The following is a 17289-nucleotide window of genomic DNA, read 5'->3' as shown; positions in this document are numbered from 1 at the left end:
GACCCCTGATTGATTTTCAAATGAAACACTTCTTTTTAAAGGGATAGAAAATTCTTTAATATTCTTTCTCCAACCAAACTGCTTTTCTCGGGATGGGCCTGCATGGCATAAAAATTATCCTTATTCATCAAAGCAGCAAAATCATGAATATAATGGGTTTTGGCGATGGTATATTCACTCAGTTCACAATAAAAACTATGCACATAATACACAAATGAATGGTCGTCCAACCCTTCCAAAAGAGGTGTTTTTAAGTCATAAATATTGTTCCAACCTACATGGGGAACTTTAAACTCTTCGGCATTTTGAGGAACAAACTTTTTAACTTTTACAGGAAAAACACCCAAACAAGTAGTGTCATTCTCTTCTGAATGCTCACATAAAAGTTGCTGACCCAGACAAACCCCAAAAAAGGGTTGTTTAAGTTGAGGGATCAACTTATCCAGTTTTCTTTCCTTGAGGTACTTCATGGCGGTACTTGCCTCTCCTTGGCCTGGAAAGATGACCTTATCTGCTTTGGAAATACGCTCCAAATCATCAGTAAGTATTGCTTCCGCACCTAATCTTTCCAAAGCATACAAAACGGACTGTACATTCCCTGCATTGTATTTAATTACTGCTACATTCATTCAAAAAGCTTTTTAACCAAAAGGCTGGACATGTCCCAACCAGATCTTTAAATTCATTTGGAATAAAAAAACGTTCGTGACTGACAAACCACAAACGCTTTTTGGATTTCAAATACTAATTCCGAATTATTCCAAATACTTATTTTTGTGTTGCCTCTGAAAGCATTTCTTCCAAAACTTCCTCGATTTCCGGAATAGATTGGTACAATTGCTCATAACTGTCAATTACAAAATATTTGTCCTGGAATTTGTCTTTCCAGTATGGCGTATTCATGATTTTTTTCACATTGTAATCATAATGGGCCGGCTCATTGGATAAACTGTATTTGGTTTCACCGGCAGAACTCAATATACCGGCTCCATAAATCCTCAATTCCCCATCTTCCCTGATCAGCCCAAATTCTATTGTAAACCAATAAATTCTGGAAAGCAGTTCAATTGCCCACTTATCATCAATATGCTTAAGCGCAATTCCACTCAGTTTTTCCAAAAAGTCCACATAGGGCTGATTGGTCAGCATCGGCATGTGCGCAAAAGCATCATGGAACATATCAGGCTCTTCGAGATAATCCAGCTGCTCCATCTTTCTTAGCCAGGTAGAGGAACAAAACCTTTTATTGTTCATCAGACCAAAGAAAAGGTCATCATCGATCAATCCCGGGACTACCTGAATTGACCAACCTGTACTCTTGGCGAGTCTTCTATTGACATCATCAAAGTCTGCTATGCGGTCAGAAGTAAAGTTTATTTCTTTAATACCTTCCAAATACGCTTTTGAGGCTGCTTTAGGCAAATTGACTATTTGCCTGTCAAAAAGAATCTTCCAAACTTTAAAATCCTCTTCTGTATAGGCCCCGTAATCCTGTCTCATCTCTTTTAATCTCGGGTCTGAGAAGACCCAGTCTTTGGGTTTATTCGTCATATTATATTTGGGTTTTTAGGATTGCCTTTGTTTTACACCTTAAAACTGTGGATCCCTTCTACTTTTACTATGGTTCACTGACAAATGTTTTCTGATTCCAAAAAACACCTTTTGAAAACCAGTCAAAAATAAGCAATTCTGACTGTTTCTTAAATAAAATTTTGTTGGCGGAAAATCAAAGCAGTTCAAATGTCTTACGCATGGCAAAGGTTTTCCTTATCCAATCTGCCAAACGGGCACTTTGTGCAAAATCCAAAGTCTGTTGACCATCTGAATAGGCTTTTTCAGGCACTTCATGTGTTTCATAGATAATTCCATCTGCACCGGCCATCACACCGGCCAAAGCCATCTGAGGTACAAATTCCCTGATTCCAATTCCATGTGATGGATCCACTATCACCGGAAGATGGGACTTGGATTTGAGAATAGGAACAGCATTGAGATCCAAAGTATTTCTGCTGGCACGTTCATAAGTCCTTATCCCTCTTTCACAAAGAATCAGCTTTTCATTTCCACCTGAAAACACATATTCTGCAGATTGCAGTAATTCTTCAATGGTTCCTGAGATACCTCTTTTGATCATTACGGCTTTGTCCACCTTGCCCAATTCATCCAATAAATTGAAGTTTTGGGTATTTCTTGCCCCTACCTGATAAATGTCCGTGTAAGGATACATTTCTTCAATCTGGGAAACCTGCATGACTTCAGTAACAATTTTAATTCCTTCAGCCCTGGCAATATTGTACCAAAGTTTTAAGCCATCTATTCCCATTCCCCTGAATGCATAAGGGCTGGTCCTTGGTTTAAATACCCCCCCTCGCATCATACGTATTCCGTTTTCTTTTAAATGGGAAACGACTTTTCTGATCTGCTCCTCAGACTCAATTGAGCAAGGTCCGGCGATGATCGCCATATCTCCATCTTTGATATATACACCATCACCCAGATCAATGGAGGTGGGTTTCACTTTCCATTTTTTGGAAACTAACTTATATTCATCCGAAACAATGTGGATATCTTTTATCCCTTCCTTTTGCCCGATTTTCCTTATATCAAAATCTTTCTTCCCAATACCGATCAGATAATCTCCTAATTGGGTTTTTACCTCTGTAATCTTGTATCCGATTTCGTTGACTTCCTGTATCAGTGATGCTTTTTGCTTTTCACTGATATCTTCTTTTAACTGTATGATCATAAATTACTGTATGACTGATTGAATGTAGGACTTGATATCATTTTTCAAGTCTTTGCTGTCTTTGATTTTTTTGATAAAAGCACTTCCAATAATAGCACCGTTGCTGTAGTCTGAAGCAGTGGCAAAAGTCTCTGCATCAGAAATCCCAAAACCAATTAGCCTGGGGTTTTTCAGTCCCATAGACTTGACTCTTTCAAAATATGCAATCTGCTCCTCTGAAATTCCTGTTCTTGCTCCGGTAATGGAATGGGCTGAAACCATGTAAATGAATCCATTGGAATTGGCATCAATTTCTCTGATCCTTTTTTCACTGGTCTGAGGTGAAATCAAAAAGGTATTCCTTAATCCATACCGGTCAAACATCTCCTTGTATTCATCCAGATACTGCTGCATGGGCAAATCCGGCACAATCAATCCATCAATCCCCAATTCCTGGCATTTTTGGCAAAACTCCTCCATACCATATTGTATAATGGGATTAAGGTACCCCATCAATACTACCGGAAGGCTAACAAATTGGCGCATATCCTTTAACTGCACAAATAGCTTCTTTAAACTCATCCCATTGTTCAGGGCAATCATATTGCTATCCTGAATAGTTGGACCATCTGCAATGGGATCACTGTAAGGCACACCCACCTCAATGATATCTGCTCCTCCCTCCTCTATGGCTTGCATGATTGGAACAGTGTCTTCCAGTTTGGGGAAGCCCGCGGTAAAATAAATTGAAAGCACCCGCTCTTTTTTTCTATCAAATAGTTGATCTATTCTGTTCATCCGATTCTTAATTCTTGGCTCTTATCTCTAATTTTTCGTCTCTCGCTTCCGCCTTTCTAGTTTCTCATCTCTCCCTTCTCGCTCCTCAATATCAATACCCTCCCCACTTTATATAAGTATCCAGATCCTTATCCCCTCTTCCGGAAAGGTTGATTACAATGATATCATTCTTTTTATACGCGATCATGTTCAAAGCGTGAAGGGCATGCGCAGTCTCTATGGCTGGAATTATTCCCTCTAACCTGCTCAGCTCAATGCCCGCTTTCATGGCATCTTCATCTTCTACGGCCACAAACTCTGCCCTTCCAATGTCAAACAAATGGGCATGCACAGGGCCTATTCCCGGGTAATCCAAACCTGCAGATATGGAATGTGGCTCCACTACCTGTCCATCTTCTGTCTGCATGAGCAATGTTTTGCTACCATGCAATATTCCAGGAGTCCCTAAAGCAGTTGTGGCTGCTGATTTTCCTGAATTCACCCCCAATCCAGCTGCTTCTGCAGCCACCAACCTCACTTCAGGTGTATTATAATAATGATAAAATGCACCAGCTGCATTACTTCCCCCTCCCACACATGCTATGGCAATGTCCGGATTTTCCCTTCCTTCTTTTTCTTTCAACTGCCATTTTATTTCTTCAGATATTACAGATTGAAAGCGGGCAACCATCTCAGGATAAGGATGCGGACCTACCACTGAACCAATGATATAATGTGTATCTACGGGATTATTGATCCATTGGCGCATGGCCTCATTGGTAGCATCCTTCAGTGTCTGCGAACCTGAAGTCGCCGCCACTACCTTCGCCCCCAAAATCTTCATCCGCTCCACATTAGGCCTCTGTCTTTGAATATCCAGAGATCCCATATAGACAGTACATTCCATTCCCATCAGGGCACAAACCGTAGCGGTTGCCACACCATGCTGGCCTGCCCCCGTTTCTGCAATGATCCTTTTCTTCCCTAGCTTCTTGGCCAAAATTATCTGCCCTACGGTGTTGTTGACTTTATGGGCTCCAGTGTGACAAAGGTCTTCCCTCTTGAGGTATATTTTTGCCCCATATTTTTCTGATAATCTTGACGCATAATATAAAGGAGTAGGCCGTCCCACATAATCTTTTAACAATCCCCTAAACTCCTTTTGGAACTCTTCAGTAGCGATGATTTTTTCGTAATTCTCACGCAACTCCTCAATATTGGGGTGCAGCATTTCGGGTATGTAAGCTCCTCCAAATTTTCCGTAGAAGCCTTTTTCGTCAACTCTGATCATAAATTTCAATGTCTAAACCGCTCCTTCTTCTGAAACAGCCTGTGATTATCTTATATTTTTTAATTCCTCCTTAAATCCCTTCACTTTAGCGATATCCTTAAGGCCTGGTTCAATCTCAAATTTTGAATTGATATCCAATCCTGCAAACTGGTGTAGATTTTTTTTCAGTTCCGAAATCGCATGAACCTGATCCATATCAACCCCTCCACTCAAAAGAAAGGGCTTTTCGAATGGGTAATCTCTTAAAACACCCCAATCAAATGTTTTTCCGCTTCCTCCATGATCCTTGGTATAGGTATCAAAAAGAAAATAATCAACCCATGGTAGGTAGGACTCCAGCTCTGACCATAGCATCTCATCCTTCACTTTAAAAACCTTGAATACCTCCAATCCACTTTTCTCTTTGATCTCCTGAACCTGTCCGACAGTTTCATCACCATGCAGCTGCACACCTGATAGTCCAAAAGCTTCAACTTTTTGAAGAATTGATGCTGAGGGCTCATTTACAAATACCCCCACCTTTTTCATGGAAACCTTAGAAATTTCCGGATCGGCATTTTCTCCTGCAAAGCGTGGCGATGGAGGATAAAATATCAATCCCATCCAGTCGGGCCGGACCTGGGCCTCTAAATCCCGGATATTCCGGAGATATTTCATTCCACAGACCTTGAGCTTCATTTTTCCTGCACCAATCCAGTTTCTTTTAATATTTTTCTGTAAGCATTCATAAAATTCAGCGCAGCCTGATGTGGCCTGCTGGATTTCATAAAATTTTCTCCAATCAGGAAACCATCAAAACCAGCCTTCTTTAATTCAAAAAGGGTTTCAGGATGTGAAATTCCACTTTCTGAAATTTTTATGAATTCCGAGGGGATTTTATCCACTAAGCCAAAAGAGGTATCCAAAGAAACCTCAAATGTCTTCAAACTCCTGTTATTTACCCCTACTAAATCCAAATGCTCATTCAGGCTTTTTTCCAGTTCCTCCCCATCATGAACTTCCATCAAGACTTCCAAACCAAGACTATGGGCAAAAGCAGCCAACTCCTTTAGCCGCTTTGGATCCAATGCTGCTGCAATCAATAAAATACAATCTGCGCCTATGGATTTTGCTTCTATGATCTGATATTCATCTATGATAAAATCTTTCCTCAATATTGGGCAAAAATTGAACTTCCTGGCCAAGGTCAGGTCTTCGTTTTTCCCTCCAAAAAATTCCTTATCCGTCAAAATCGACAAAGCCGATGCACCTGCCTGCATATAACCTATGGTTACTGTCTCCACGGATGCACTGGGGTTGATATCCCCTTTTGAGGGTGATCTCCTCTTAAACTCTGCAATGATTCCTGTTTTATCAGTCCTCTTGATATATTTTTTCATAGAAACCACCTGGGAATCAAAATAGATACTTTTTTCCAACAACTTGATGGGAACCAAGCTGCTTTTTTCCTCAACTTCACTCTTTTTGTGTGTTATAATCTTTTCTAAAATATTCATGGGCTTTTTTTATTGAACAAATGAAATACTGGTTTTGAGGTTGACAAGGGCATTGAATACTTTCAGGGCCTTCCCTGAAAACAAGGACTCTTGGGCTTTAGCTACGGCTTCCTCAAAACTAAGTCCCTCCTGGGCCGTAACCAAAGCGGCAGCAGCATTGGCTACCACAACCGCATTTTGAGCTTCGGTACCCTCTCCTTTAAGAACACTTTCAAATATCCTTGCTGAATCTTCCACTGTATCACCTCCTGCGATAGAAGATGCAGAAATTGTGGGCAACCCAAAACTTTCCGGACTTAAAAGTCTTTCCCCATTATTGGAAATCATCTTAAAATCACCCGTTAGGGAGATTTCATCATAACCGTCTAAAGCATGTAGAATGCTGAACCTCCCTTCCTGCTCTTGATAGAGGTAGGCATATAGCCTGGCCAACTCCAGGCTAAAAACCCCGACCAATTGTATTTGGGGAAAACTTGGATTGACCATTGGCCCAAGCATATTGAAGAAGGTTTTCACCCCTAGTTCTTTTCGGATAGGAGCCACATTTTTCATCGCGGGATGAAACAAAGGAGCATGCAGAAAGCATATCCCCGCATCGTCCAAACTTTTGCGGATTTTATCCTTATCATTGGTAAACTCATAACCAAAATGGGCGAGCAAATTGGAAGAACCACATATGGATGAAACCCCAGTATTGCCATGCTTGGCAACATTTTGGCCAGCTCCGGCCACAATAAAAGAGGCCAGCGTTGAAATATTGAAAGTGTCTTTGCCATCTCCTCCGGTTCCACAGAGGTCCATGGCATTATATTCCTCTATTTCTATGGGAACACACAATTCCAACATGGCTTCTCTAAATCCCCCTAATTCTTCCACCGTGATACTTCTCATCAGATAAACCGTCATAAAAGCCGCTATCTGACTTGGATTATACCCTCCTGTGGCTATATTTTTCAACACCTCACGGGCCTGTTCCTTAGAAAGCGTGCGGTGCTCAATTAAATGGTTCAATATCTCTTTCATAAAATTTCAATTTTCTCTGTTCTTCAACCTACGGAAATCCGTGAATGAGCAAAAGATTGCGTTCTTTTATGTTCTTCCCCGGATTCAAGCCAGTTTTTGACCATTTCTGTACCATATTCCGTAAGAATGGATTCGGGGTGAAACTGCAGGCCTCTAACGGAATATGTTTTGTGCTTTACTCCCATTATCTGCCCGTCCGAAGTCTTCGCTATCACTTCCAACTCACTCGGGAAAGTTGCGGGATTTATGACCCAAGAATGATATCTTCCAATCTTAAATTTTTCGGGCAAACCTTCAAACAGCAAATCCTTTTCAACCTTGACCTCTGAAGCAACTCCATGGACTACCTCAGTCAAATTGGTTAAAGTCCCGCCAAATGCCTCTCCGATGGCCTGATGCCCTAAACAAATCCCCAAAATATCTTTTGAGGCAGCATATTTTTTAATCAAATCAGGCATTATGCCAGCCTCAGATGGGATTCCAGGACCTGGAGACAACAATATTTTATCATACTTGTCGACCTCTCCCAAACTGATTTTGTCATTCCTGAATATATCCATTTGGTTTCCATAACCTAGATGTCTGATGATATAAACCAGGTTGTAAGTAAAGGAATCGTAATTGTCAAGAACCAGTATTTTCATATGCCTATTCTTCAAAGCCAACATTTAATTAAATATTCTCTGCAGTAGTCAAAGCTACCCTCAAGGCCTCGAGTTTATTAGAAACTTCTTGAAGCTCAGACTGAATGGATGACTTAGCTACCACTCCTGCCCCAGCCTGAAAGCGAAGCTCATTTCCTTCGGAAACAAAAGACCGGATCAAAATGGCATGGTTGAAGTCTCCGTTGAAGCCCAAAAAACCGATTGCACCTCCATAAAACTTCCTCGGCGTATTTTCCAGCTCATCGATCAATTGCATGGCCCTGTATTTGGGTGCTCCCGAAAGTGTTCCTGCTGGAAATGTGTCTGCGACCAACTGCAATGGATTGGAATTTTGGGGCAGGGTCCCGGTCACTTTTGACACCAAGTGAATCACGTGGGAGTAATATTGGATTTCTTTGAAAACTTCCACTTCCACTTTTTCTGAAGAACGGCTCAAATCATTCCTCGCCAAATCCACCAACATCACGTGTTCTGAATTTTCCTTGGGATCATCATAAAGCTTCATAGCCAAGGCCGCATCTGATTGGTCATTGCCTGTCCTTTTGAATGTGCCGGCTATAGGGTAAATCGTAGCTTTGTTATTTTTAACCACAATCTGGGCCTCTGGAGAGCTCCCGAAAACTTTGTATGAGCCATAATCAAAATAGAATAAATAAGGTGAGGGGTTCACTGAACGTAAGGCCCTATACACATTGAATTCATCTCCTTTGAATTTGGTACTGAATCTCCTGGACAACACGATCTGGAAAACATCACCACGAAAGCAATGTTCCTGTCCTTTCTTTAAAATATCAAGAAATTCCTCATCCGTATAGTTGGAATACTCTTCCTCAACCAACTTAAATGAATAATTGGGAATGTTCTTACTGTTCAATAGTGTCTCTATCTGGGCAAGCCCGAAAGGCTTTTCGACTCCTTCTACCTGATGCTCAAACAGGTACATTTCATTTTTGAAATGGTCCACTACGATCACATGCTGATAGACAGCATAATGAAGCATAGGAATACTGTCCGGTTTGGACTTGGTCAATGCGATGTCCTCAAAAAACCCTACAGTATCATATTGAATGTAACCGAAAAGACCATTGCTGATGAATTTATGATGGCCATTATCATCCTGAAACTTATTGGCAAAGTCCCTTAATGAATTGATTAAATTTTTATCTTTTCCTACAGAATAACGCAATGTTTCCCCATTGGGCAGCTGTTCTTTTACCTGACCTTCATTAAAAGAAAAAGATGCCAAAGGATTGAAACAGATATAAGAATAACTGTTTTCCTGTCCATGATAATCGGAACTTTCCAATAATATGGGGTTGGCAAAACGGTCCCTTACCTGTAGATAAATGCTTACAGGAGTAATGGTATCAGCCAATAACTTTTTAAAAGAGGTTTTGATATGGAATTTTTTCATAATCATTGCTTGTAAAACAAAAAAGGCTTGCGGGGTAAACCAGCAAGCCTTTTAACATATTGTTAGCGTTACAATTTAGACAATGGCCATCGGTTCTTCCCCGTTTTGAGAAGTTAAATGCCACCACCAATATTTTGCAACCATTCTTTTCATACTATAGGACACAAAAATAAAAAGGGAATTTTACCATCAAAACAAAAAATCGAAATTTGTTGTCAAAAAATTAAAAAAACATCCAAAGATTTAATTTTTCAGCAATTCCTTGTCATGTGTTTTTTCGTTCATTTCGGGTATTTGAATACCTGAATCCATTTTAAGACCGCTTCTTGATGAAAAGCATTTAGGATTTCCTGCCATTCGGAAAAATCCAAGTACCTTTGAAATAAAAGCTGATATTTATGAAAAACATGCCACAATATTTTAAAAGGGTTTTTGATGACTATCAAGTGTTGGTAAAAGTCAACCCAAATGATTTTACGGGAACAGAACTGATTATCCATCCTGACGGTAAGGTAGAGAAAACAGAAATGGAATATGATGAGGAAATTTTTGATGATTTGGCCTTTGATGAATTTTCTCCTTGCAGCCCTTTAGAGTTCAATTTGCATTTGGCCAACTCAATTTAAATCCTTGGCTCAAGCGGTGAATTAAAACTGACCTTTGAGGACAAATACCAAATACTCAGCATTTTTCATCCAAATCAAAATCCATATTAAGTTTTTCAGATCGGTCTTTTTTTGAAATTTTTATATGTAATTAACCTGAACTGACAAAAATCACTTTATTTTCTGAACTTTTTTGATAGCTTAAGGGCCGAAAAGAATATTTTGAAAATCATAATCCAACGCTCAAATTAATCAAATGATCATAGGTATACTTAAGGAACCTGGGGATGAATCAAGAGTTGCATTATTGCCCGAAGCGGTAAAGACTTTGATATCCTGGAAGGTTACGGTCTGGGTCGAAAAAGATGCCGGATCCCGGGCATTCGCAGATGATGAACTCTATATTGAATCAGGTGCCAAAATTCACAATCGGGAAGAAATCCTCCAACAAGCAGATATGATTTTGGGGATTCAGCCTTTGGAAGAAAAGGAGATTTCCAAAATGAAATCCGATGCTGTCTTGTTCGGTCAGTTAAATGCCCTTTACAATCCTTCTCTAACCCAATATTTAATCAATAACAACCGGACAGCCTTCAGTATGGAACTTGTTCCCAGGACAACAAGGGCTCAGGCAATGGACGTGCTTTCCTCCATGGCGACAGTTTCCGGATACAAGGCGGTTCTGATGGCGGCTGATTTATTACCCAGGTTTTTCCCAATGTTCATGACGGCGGCAGGAAGCATAACTCCTGCACGCGTATTGATATTAGGAGCAGGTGTGGCCGGCCTTCAGGCCATAGCCACCGCAAAAAGATTAGGCGCCACTGTATTTGCATTTGATGTGAGACAAGCCGCAAAAGAAGAAGTGCTTTCATTGGGTGCAAAATTTGTCGATGTGGAAGGCGCCAAAGAAGATAAAGGGGCCGGAGGGTATGCTGTTGAACAGACCGAGGAATATCTCCAAAAGCAAAAAGACACCATTCATGAACATGCGATGAAGGCAGATGTCATCATTACCACTGCACAGATTCCGGGAAGAAAAGCGCCTCTTTTGGTGGAAGAAAGGACAGTGAGAGCGATGAAACCTGGCTCAGTGATCATTGACCTCGCCGCTTCGTCAGGGGGTAACTGTGCTTTATCCCAACCTGAATCCACAGTAGACATCAATGGTGTCAGAATCGTTGGGGTGGGTAACCTAGCGGCCAAAATGCCTCAGGATGCCAGCAAAATGTATGGCAAAAACTACCTGAATTTCCTAAAACTCATCATTAAGGATGGAGAAATCCATTTGAATTTCGAAGATGACATCGTCACAGGTACCTGTGTCTGCCACAAAGGAAAACCTGTAAGCCCAAGAATCATTCAAATCCAAAACAACTGATCATGGAAGACTTGCTTAATTATATAGGAGAAAACATGGAAATGATCTATTTCCTTGTCCTTGCCATTTTATTAGGAGTAGAGGTAATTTCCAATGTACCTGCCATTCTCCATACTCCTTTAATGTCCGGTGCCAATGCTATTCATGGTGTAGTAGTGGTAGGTGCAATTATTGTCATGCTTCAGGCTTCTCCTGACAATTACCTTGCCTTGAGTGTGGGATTTTTGGCAGTCATCGTGGGTACCCTCAATGTGATCGGGGGATTCGTCGTGACAGACCGTATGTTGGAGATGTTTAAGAAAAAACCGAAAAAATCATGAGTTTAAATATACTTGAGATAAGCTACCTCATCGCCTCTCTCACATTTATCGTGGGATTGAAAATGCTGAGCCACCCAGACTCAGCACGAAAAGGAAATCTGATTGCCGCTGCTGGAATGTTGATTGCAATTATTGCAACCCTGACCCTGTTCCAGGATTTTGATGAAGACAAAATGCTCAATTACGCCCTGATATTCGGCGGACTTATCATTGGAACATTTATCGGGACCATCATGGCAAAAAAGGTACAAATGACCGCTATGCCTCAAATGGTGTCTTTCTTCAATGGAATGGGGGGCGCTTGTGCTGCTTTAATTGCCATCATTGAATACCAGCATCACCAGCACACCACAGTAACCGGATTTGATGGAGAACTTTTGGTTATGCTCCTCGGTCTTTTAATCGGTTCCGTTTCTTTCTCAGGGTCCATGATTGCCTATGGCAAGCTTGAAGGAAAAATCAAAGACAAAGTACTGCCAATGAATCAAGCCATCAATATGATTTTATTGGGAGCCATAGTGGTATTGATCATCTATCAATTGTTTGCTGAAAGCACACCACTTGAATTCTACATTCTACTTGGACTTGCCTTGGTGTATGGGGTTTTGTTTGTCATGCCTATTGGTGGAGCAGACATGCCGGTGGTGATCTCCTTGCTCAATTCATTTACAGGTATGGCTGCGGCATTTGGAGGGTTCCTTTATGACAACAAGGCCATGCTGACAGGGGGTATTTTGGTTGGTTCGGCAGGAACCATCCTCACTATCCTGATGTGTAACGCCATGAACCGATCCCTTACCAATGTCCTATTAGGCGCTTTTGGTGGAGCCACCGGTGGACAGCCCAAAAGCCAAACAGGAGACCAGACTGTCAGGGAAATCTCCATTTCTGACACAGCAGTTTTGCTTTCTTATTCTCAAAATGTGGTCATCGTTCCCGGGTATGGTCTCGCAGTTGCCCAGGCCCAACATACTTGCCACGAGTTGGAAAAACTGCTAGAGGAAAAAGGTGTAGAGGTGAACTATGCGATCCATCCTGTAGCAGGAAGGATGCCCGGCCATATGAACGTATTGTTGGCTGAGGCCGATGTCCCTTATGAAAAACTACAGGAGATGGAAGAAATCAACCCCAAATTGGCCAATGCCGATGTGGTGGTAGTCATTGGAGCCAATGATGTCGTCAATCCTGCCGCGAAAAACGATCCATCCTCCCCCATTTATGGCATGCCTATTTTGGAGGTAGACCAAGCCAAAAACATCATCATACTCAAAAGAGGCATGAGTGCAGGTTACGCTGGCATAGAAAATGAGCTGTTCTTCTATCCCAAAACAAGGATGCTATTTGGGGATGCCAAAGATTCTCTCCAAAAGCTGACCGCAGAAGTAAAAGAGGTTTAATTTCATAGGCAATTTTGGCTATTTTGTGATAAAAAAGCTGAAAATAATAAATTCAAATAAGGCAGGTAAACCTATCAGTTTCCGTTCCGAAGCCGAAATCCTCGGCCCCTCAGTTGGGATAAGATCGGAAAAGTGGGCTTTTGGGATCAATACCAAATCCATTGCCAACGGAAATATGATAGATATTGATGCGGATTTAAGCGAAGCATTCAGTGATTTCGAAGTGCAGTCCAACAACAACATTTTTAGCATCAACAGTCCTTATAACCAAAGGGTATACCTGGGCAATTGGTCTGAAATAGGTTTAATGCTCGGAAGGGAAATTTTCTCAAATGAAAACCAAAGGTTATCCCTTGGTACTAACTTCAGGATAATTTTCCCACAAAACTATATTAACCTCGGGGTGGACAACATCAGGGGAACTTTAATTCAAGAAAATTTGAATTTTTCACTGACCAATGCAGGTGGACGGGTCAATTTGGTTTATTCATCTGAAAGCATTTCCAACAATAATTTCAATTTTTCCTTTGAGGGCTTTCAGTTCAAAGATCCATCGGGATTGGGACTTGACATAGGTGCAAATTATCAATTATTGGCCAAGGAAGGAACAAAACTGAATGCGGGGCTTGCTTTTAGAGGCTTAGGAAGCATGAGTTATCCTCAAGGAAACATTAACAATAACAGTTACAGCTTCAATATTCCTCAGGGACAATTTTATAGATTGGATGAACTCAGAGGTTCTTTGGAAGAAATCGAAAGAAGAATACAGGAAAGTAACTTTTTTCAAAGGGAAACCCCTCCTTCATCCTTTGAAACTATTCTTCCTACCCAGTTAGTAGTTTATGGGGAATGGATGTTCAATCAAAAATTTTATATCAGTGTGAATAGCCATCAAAGAATGGGTAATAACCGCAGCAACACACAGATCACCTCACAAAATCTTATCATAATTACCCCTAGAATACTTTTGGGGAAATTCGAGATGTATTCCCCTTGGGCACATTTTGAAGTTTCAGGCTTATCAGGGGGACTTGGATTTAGGTTTGGAGGTTTTTTTATAGGCAGCAATTCTGTGATTACAGGCCTCTTAAGCCAAGGTAAAATGATCGATTTCCATACCGGGCTTAGCTGGTCATTTGAAAAAAGACAATAAAACCAATCAAATTCTTATCTTTACGTAGCAAATAGCAATTTTCATTGCAAAATATCATGCTTAAAGACACAAAAATTGCAATTATCGGATGTGGTAATCTGGGCACATCCATAGTCAACGGACTGCTGGAACTTGAGGACTTCCAGCCTCAACACCTTCATGTTACCAAAAGAAATCCTTCCAACCTTCTTTATCTTCAAGATAAGGGAGTAAGGGTGCATTCAGACAACCTGATAGCAGCAAAAGAAGCAGATTTAGTCATCTTGGGCGTAAAACCATTTAATGTCAATGCCATCCTAAAGGAAATCAAACCTGTCCTGAACCCGGAAAATCAAGTGATCGTTTCCCTTGCGACTGGAGTCACTTTGGATGAGATGTTTGAAGTTTTGGATCCCAAAACCACTGCCTTCCGTGCCATGCCCAATATTGCTGCTGACATCCGGGAATCCGTAACCTGCATCACAGCACGCAACAATAAAGAAGAGGCAGAAGCCAAAGTTAAGGCGCTTTTTGATAGCATTGGATTTTCTATTACGATAGATGAAAGCCTGATGGAAGCTGCTACCGTATTGGGAGCTTGCGGGATTGCCTATGTTTTGAGGTTTATGAGAGCCATGATTCAGGGGGGCATACAAATTGGTTTTGATGCGAAAACAGCAAGTTTGATCGTCAACCAAACTGTGAAGGGAGCGGCAGAATTGATGATACAAAAAAATATGCACCCGGAAGAGGCTATCGATAAGGTCACTACACCAAAAGGCTGCACCATTGTTGGACTCAATGAAATGGAACATCAGGGTTTTTCAGCAGCAATGGTCCGCGGAGTATTGGCCTCTTATCAAAAAATTGAAAAGATTTAAAGACTTCCCACCTCTCCATCTTATTGAATACCTGACAATTATCAATCCAGACTTGTTCTAAGAAAATAAATTAAGACCAAATTTTATTTTTCCAACCCATTTCCCTAAATTTGCGGTCTTGAATTAGCAGGAGGAGCCGTGAAATTCTTGAGAAACTACAACATAGACATTATCAAACTGAAGGACGGTAGACATACATTTCAGTTTGAAGTCGGCGATGATTTCTTCAAGTTTTTCGAAGCTGAAGACTGGATCAACGGATCCAAAGTGACTGTTATTGTGACACTTAATAAGACAGCTTCAGTCATTGAGGCGGAATTTAAATTTAGCGGAACAGTCCGGCTGACCTGTGACAGAAGCCTGGAGGAATTTGACCATCCATTGGATTTTACTGAAAAAGTAATCTACAAATATGGACCGATAGAGCAGGAAATCAGTGAAGATGTATTCATGATTACCAGGGACACTCCAAGTATCAACATTGCCCAATTGGTCTATGAATTCATATTATTGGCCATTCCGGCAAAAAAAATCCATCCGGATTATGCTGAAGAAATGGACGATGAGGGGTTCGAAGATGAAGGATCCCTGGTCTATTTGTCAGAGGAATTAGAAAGTGATGAAATTGAAGAACTGGAAGACGGGGAAGAAAATCCTGAAAAGCCAGTGGATCCCAGATGGGAAATATTGAATAAACTTAAGAAAAAAGATTAATCTAAAATAGTTAAGAGATGGCACATCCTAAACGCAAAATTTCGAAAACCAGAAGAGACAAAAGAAGAACACATTATAAGTTAACAGCTCCAGGTCTGGCCCAGTGCCCTACTACAGGTGAGTTCCACCTGCCACACAGAGCATTTTGGCTTGATGGTAAACTGTACTATAAAGGACAGGTTATCATGGAAAAAGAAGTTGTTGCTTAATTGATTCAAAAGGCCTTTTGACAAAAACCTTCCGGGAATAGCCGGGAGGTTTTTTATTTTTCCCTTTATCAATAATTGCTTTTACATTCACCTAAAAACCAAAAATCTTTGGTGAAAAAGCACATTTTAGATAATTTTGATGCCTTGCTTTGAAGCATATTGAAAGGCCAAAAGCCAAGCAACCATAAAAAACTGTAAGCCAAACCCTTAAGCCTTCGGCTCTGGGAAACAAGGCTGAAAATAAATGCTGAATGAAAAAAACTAGAGCAGTAATTACCGGCGTTCACGGTTGGGTTCCTGATTATGTCTTAACAAATCAGGAATTGGAAACTATGGTAGACACCAATGACGAGTGGATAGTTACCAGAACCGGAATCAAAGAAAGAAGAATTCTAAAAGGTGAAAACCAGGGCACATCTGTAATTGGAATCAATGCAGTAAAAGGCCTCTTGAAAAAGACCAATACAGACCCCGAAGACATTGATCTGATTATCTGTGCCACAGTTACTCCAGATATGCCTTTTCCAGCGACTGCAAATATCATAGCAGATGGTGTTGGGGCCAAAAACAGTTATAGTTTTGATATTTCGGCAGCCTGTTCCGGATTCCTTTATGCTCTGACCATGGGAAGCCAATTTATTGAAACAGGCATGCACAAAAAAGTAATCGTGGTGGGTGCAGATAAAATGTCATCTATTATTGATTACCAAGATAGGGCCACATGCATCATCTTTGGTGATGGGGGAGGTGCGGTGTTATTGGAACCGACCGAAGAAGAAGTAGGAATAATGGACTCTTTGCTTCATGCAGATGGTTCCGGGGCTCCTTACCTACACATGAAGGCAGGAGGAAGCCGCAAACCTGCAAGTATTGAGACAGTGATTGCCAGGGAGCATTATGCTTATCAGGAGGGATCAACTGTATTCAAGTTTGCAGTAACCAACATGGCAGAGGTTAGCGCACAGATCATGGAAAGGAACAATCTTCATGCTGAGGATATTGCCTGGTTGGTTCCGCACCAAGCTAACAAACGAATTATCGATGCTACGGCAAACAGAATGGGAATCGGCCCAGAAAAGGTGATGCTCAATATTGAAAAATACGGAAACACCACAGCGGGGACCATACCATTGTGCCTATGGGATTATGAATCCCAACTCAAAAAAGGAGACAATCTGATATTGGCTGCTTTCGGAGGGGGCTTTACTTGGGGAGCTGTCTATCTCAAGTGGGGCTATGATCCAAAATAAAAGAAAACA

19 protein-coding genes are annotated in these 17289 nt (G+C 41.0%); 9 read left to right on the top strand and 10 right to left on the bottom strand.

The features are described from left to right. Window positions 1-35: 35 nt before the first annotated feature. From hisH to BC751_RS11995, 10 genes are all read right to left on the bottom strand, one after another. Window positions 36-629, bottom strand: a complete 594-nt coding sequence (gene hisH, locus BC751_RS12040; RefSeq protein ID WP_130275750.1) for an imidazole glycerol phosphate synthase subunit HisH — start codon at window positions 627-629, stop codon at window positions 36-38. 139 nt (window positions 630-768) lie between these two features. Further along, on the bottom strand, window positions 769-1551 hold the full coding sequence (locus BC751_RS12035) for a phenylalanine 4-monooxygenase (RefSeq protein ID WP_130275749.1): 783 nt from the start codon (window positions 1549-1551) through the stop codon (window positions 769-771). Window positions 1552-1726: 175 nt separating this feature from the next. Further along, complete coding sequence (gene aroF / locus BC751_RS12030; protein ID WP_130275748.1) at window positions 1727-2746, bottom strand: 3-deoxy-7-phosphoheptulonate synthase; 1020 nt, start codon at window positions 2744-2746, stop codon at window positions 1727-1729. Window positions 2747-2749: 3 nt separating this feature from the next. Beyond that, entirely contained in the window at window positions 2750-3523 is a 774-nt protein-coding gene (gene trpA / locus BC751_RS12025; RefSeq protein WP_130275747.1) for a tryptophan synthase subunit alpha, read from the bottom strand. Window positions 3524-3614: 91 nt separating this feature from the next. Further along, window positions 3615-4793, bottom strand: coding sequence for a tryptophan synthase subunit beta (gene trpB / locus BC751_RS12020; protein ID WP_130275746.1), 1179 nt, complete (start codon window positions 4791-4793; stop codon window positions 3615-3617). A 45-nt stretch (window positions 4794-4838) separates the two neighbouring features. Then, window positions 4839-5471: a phosphoribosylanthranilate isomerase gene (locus BC751_RS12015; RefSeq protein ID WP_130275745.1), complete on the bottom strand. Its 633-nt coding sequence runs from the start codon at window positions 5469-5471 to the stop codon at window positions 4839-4841. Next, entirely contained in the window at window positions 5468-6289 is an 822-nt protein-coding gene (gene trpC, locus BC751_RS12010; RefSeq protein ID WP_130275744.1) for an indole-3-glycerol phosphate synthase TrpC, read from the bottom strand. Before trpC ends, BC751_RS12015 begins: the two co-directional genes overlap by 4 nt. A 9-nt stretch (window positions 6290-6298) precedes the next feature. Then, the gene (gene trpD / locus BC751_RS12005; protein WP_130275743.1) at window positions 6299-7312 is read right to left on the bottom strand and encodes an anthranilate phosphoribosyltransferase; all 1014 of its coding nucleotides are present in this window, start codon (window positions 7310-7312) and stop codon (window positions 6299-6301) included. Between the two features lie 23 nt (window positions 7313-7335). Further along, complete coding sequence (locus BC751_RS12000; protein WP_130275742.1) at window positions 7336-7956, bottom strand: anthranilate synthase component II; 621 nt, start codon at window positions 7954-7956, stop codon at window positions 7336-7338. Window positions 7957-7984: 28 nt separating this feature from the next. After that, window positions 7985-9391, bottom strand: a complete 1407-nt coding sequence (locus BC751_RS11995) for an anthranilate synthase component I family protein (protein WP_130275741.1) — start codon at window positions 9389-9391, stop codon at window positions 7985-7987. A 398-nt stretch (window positions 9392-9789) separates the two neighbouring features. On the opposite strand from BC751_RS11995, the gene BC751_RS11990 reads away from it, so the two are divergent. The 9 genes from BC751_RS11990 to BC751_RS11950 all read left to right on the top strand — a co-directional run bounded on the left by BC751_RS11990 (window position 9790) and on the right by BC751_RS11950 (window position 17280). Next, a complete protein-coding gene (locus tag BC751_RS11990; protein ID WP_130275740.1) occupies window positions 9790-10017 on the top strand; it encodes a hypothetical protein in 228 nt (75 codons plus the stop codon). Between the two features lie 235 nt (window positions 10018-10252). After that, entirely contained in the window at window positions 10253-11377 is a 1125-nt protein-coding gene (locus BC751_RS11985) for a Re/Si-specific NAD(P)(+) transhydrogenase subunit alpha (RefSeq protein ID WP_130275739.1), read from the top strand. Between the two features lie 2 nt (window positions 11378-11379). Continuing rightward, on the top strand, window positions 11380-11697 hold the full coding sequence (locus BC751_RS11980; protein ID WP_130275738.1) for an NAD(P) transhydrogenase subunit alpha part 2: 318 nt from the start codon (window positions 11380-11382) through the stop codon (window positions 11695-11697). Next, window positions 11694-13094, top strand: a complete 1401-nt coding sequence (locus tag BC751_RS11975) for an NAD(P)(+) transhydrogenase (Re/Si-specific) subunit beta (protein ID WP_130275737.1) — start codon at window positions 11694-11696, stop codon at window positions 13092-13094. The genes BC751_RS11980 and BC751_RS11975 overlap by 4 nt, the downstream gene beginning before the upstream one ends. A gap of 25 nt (window positions 13095-13119) precedes the next feature. Further along, a complete protein-coding gene (locus tag BC751_RS11970; protein WP_130275736.1) occupies window positions 13120-14247 on the top strand; it encodes a DUF5723 family protein in 1128 nt (375 codons plus the stop codon). A 56-nt stretch (window positions 14248-14303) separates the two neighbouring features. Then, a complete protein-coding gene (proC, locus tag BC751_RS11965; RefSeq protein WP_130275735.1) occupies window positions 14304-15107 on the top strand; it encodes a pyrroline-5-carboxylate reductase in 804 nt (267 codons plus the stop codon). Window positions 15108-15245: 138 nt separating this feature from the next. Further along, complete coding sequence (locus tag BC751_RS11960) at window positions 15246-15821, top strand: YceD family protein (RefSeq protein ID WP_130275734.1); 576 nt, start codon at window positions 15246-15248, stop codon at window positions 15819-15821. 17 nt (window positions 15822-15838) lie between these two features. Next, window positions 15839-16030 (top strand): 50S ribosomal protein L32, encoded by a 192-nt coding sequence (rpmF, locus tag BC751_RS11955; protein ID WP_106566393.1) that lies wholly within the window; start codon window positions 15839-15841, stop codon window positions 16028-16030. Window positions 16031-16281: 251 nt separating this feature from the next. Continuing rightward, complete coding sequence (locus BC751_RS11950; protein WP_130275733.1) at window positions 16282-17280, top strand: beta-ketoacyl-ACP synthase III; 999 nt, start codon at window positions 16282-16284, stop codon at window positions 17278-17280. Window positions 17281-17289: the final 9 nt, after the last annotated feature.

Source organism: Cecembia calidifontis, assembly GCF_004216715.1.
Classification (GTDB): Bacteria; Bacteroidota; Bacteroidia; order Cytophagales; family Cyclobacteriaceae; genus Cecembia_A; species Cecembia_A calidifontis.
This window is presented reverse-complemented; position numbering and strand designations above follow the sequence as displayed.

Bases quoted from the DNA above. Each gene is read 5' to 3' on its own strand.
- BC751_RS12035 (WP_130275749.1), bottom strand. From the start codon at position 1,551: ATGACGAATAAACCCAAAGACTGGGTCTTCTCAGACCCGAGATTAAAA.
- BC751_RS11950 (WP_130275733.1), top strand. From the start codon at position 16,282: ATGAAAAAAACTAGAGCAGTAATTACCGGCGTTCACGGTTGGGTTCCT.
- hisH (WP_130275750.1), bottom strand. From the start codon at position 629: ATGAATGTAGCAGTAATTAAATACAATGCAGGGAATGTACAGTCCGTT.
- proC (WP_130275735.1), top strand. From the start codon at position 14,304: ATGCTTAAAGACACAAAAATTGCAATTATCGGATGTGGTAATCTGGGC.
- BC751_RS11990 (WP_130275740.1), top strand. From the start codon at position 9,790: ATGAAAAACATGCCACAATATTTTAAAAGGGTTTTTGATGACTATCAA.
- BC751_RS12000 (WP_130275742.1), bottom strand. From the start codon at position 7,956: ATGAAAATACTGGTTCTTGACAATTACGATTCCTTTACTTACAACCTG.
- BC751_RS11975 (WP_130275737.1), top strand. From the start codon at position 11,694: ATGAGTTTAAATATACTTGAGATAAGCTACCTCATCGCCTCTCTCACA.
- BC751_RS11985 (WP_130275739.1), top strand. From the start codon at position 10,253: ATGATCATAGGTATACTTAAGGAACCTGGGGATGAATCAAGAGTTGCA.
- aroF (WP_130275748.1), bottom strand. From the start codon at position 2,746: ATGATCATACAGTTAAAAGAAGATATCAGTGAAAAGCAAAAAGCATCA.
- trpD (WP_130275743.1), bottom strand. From the start codon at position 7,312: ATGAAAGAGATATTGAACCATTTAATTGAGCACCGCACGCTTTCTAAG.
- rpmF (WP_106566393.1), top strand. From the start codon at position 15,839: ATGGCACATCCTAAACGCAAAATTTCGAAAACCAGAAGAGACAAAAGA.
- trpC (WP_130275744.1), bottom strand. From the start codon at position 6,289: ATGAATATTTTAGAAAAGATTATAACACACAAAAAGAGTGAAGTTGAG.
- BC751_RS12015 (WP_130275745.1), bottom strand. From the start codon at position 5,471: ATGAAGCTCAAGGTCTGTGGAATGAAATATCTCCGGAATATCCGGGAT.
- BC751_RS11980 (WP_130275738.1), top strand. From the start codon at position 11,380: ATGGAAGACTTGCTTAATTATATAGGAGAAAACATGGAAATGATCTAT.
- BC751_RS11995 (WP_130275741.1), bottom strand. From the start codon at position 9,391: ATGAAAAAATTCCATATCAAAACCTCTTTTAAAAAGTTATTGGCTGAT.
- trpA (WP_130275747.1), bottom strand. From the start codon at position 3,523: ATGAACAGAATAGATCAACTATTTGATAGAAAAAAAGAGCGGGTGCTT.
- trpB (WP_130275746.1), bottom strand. From the start codon at position 4,793: ATGATCAGAGTTGACGAAAAAGGCTTCTACGGAAAATTTGGAGGAGCT.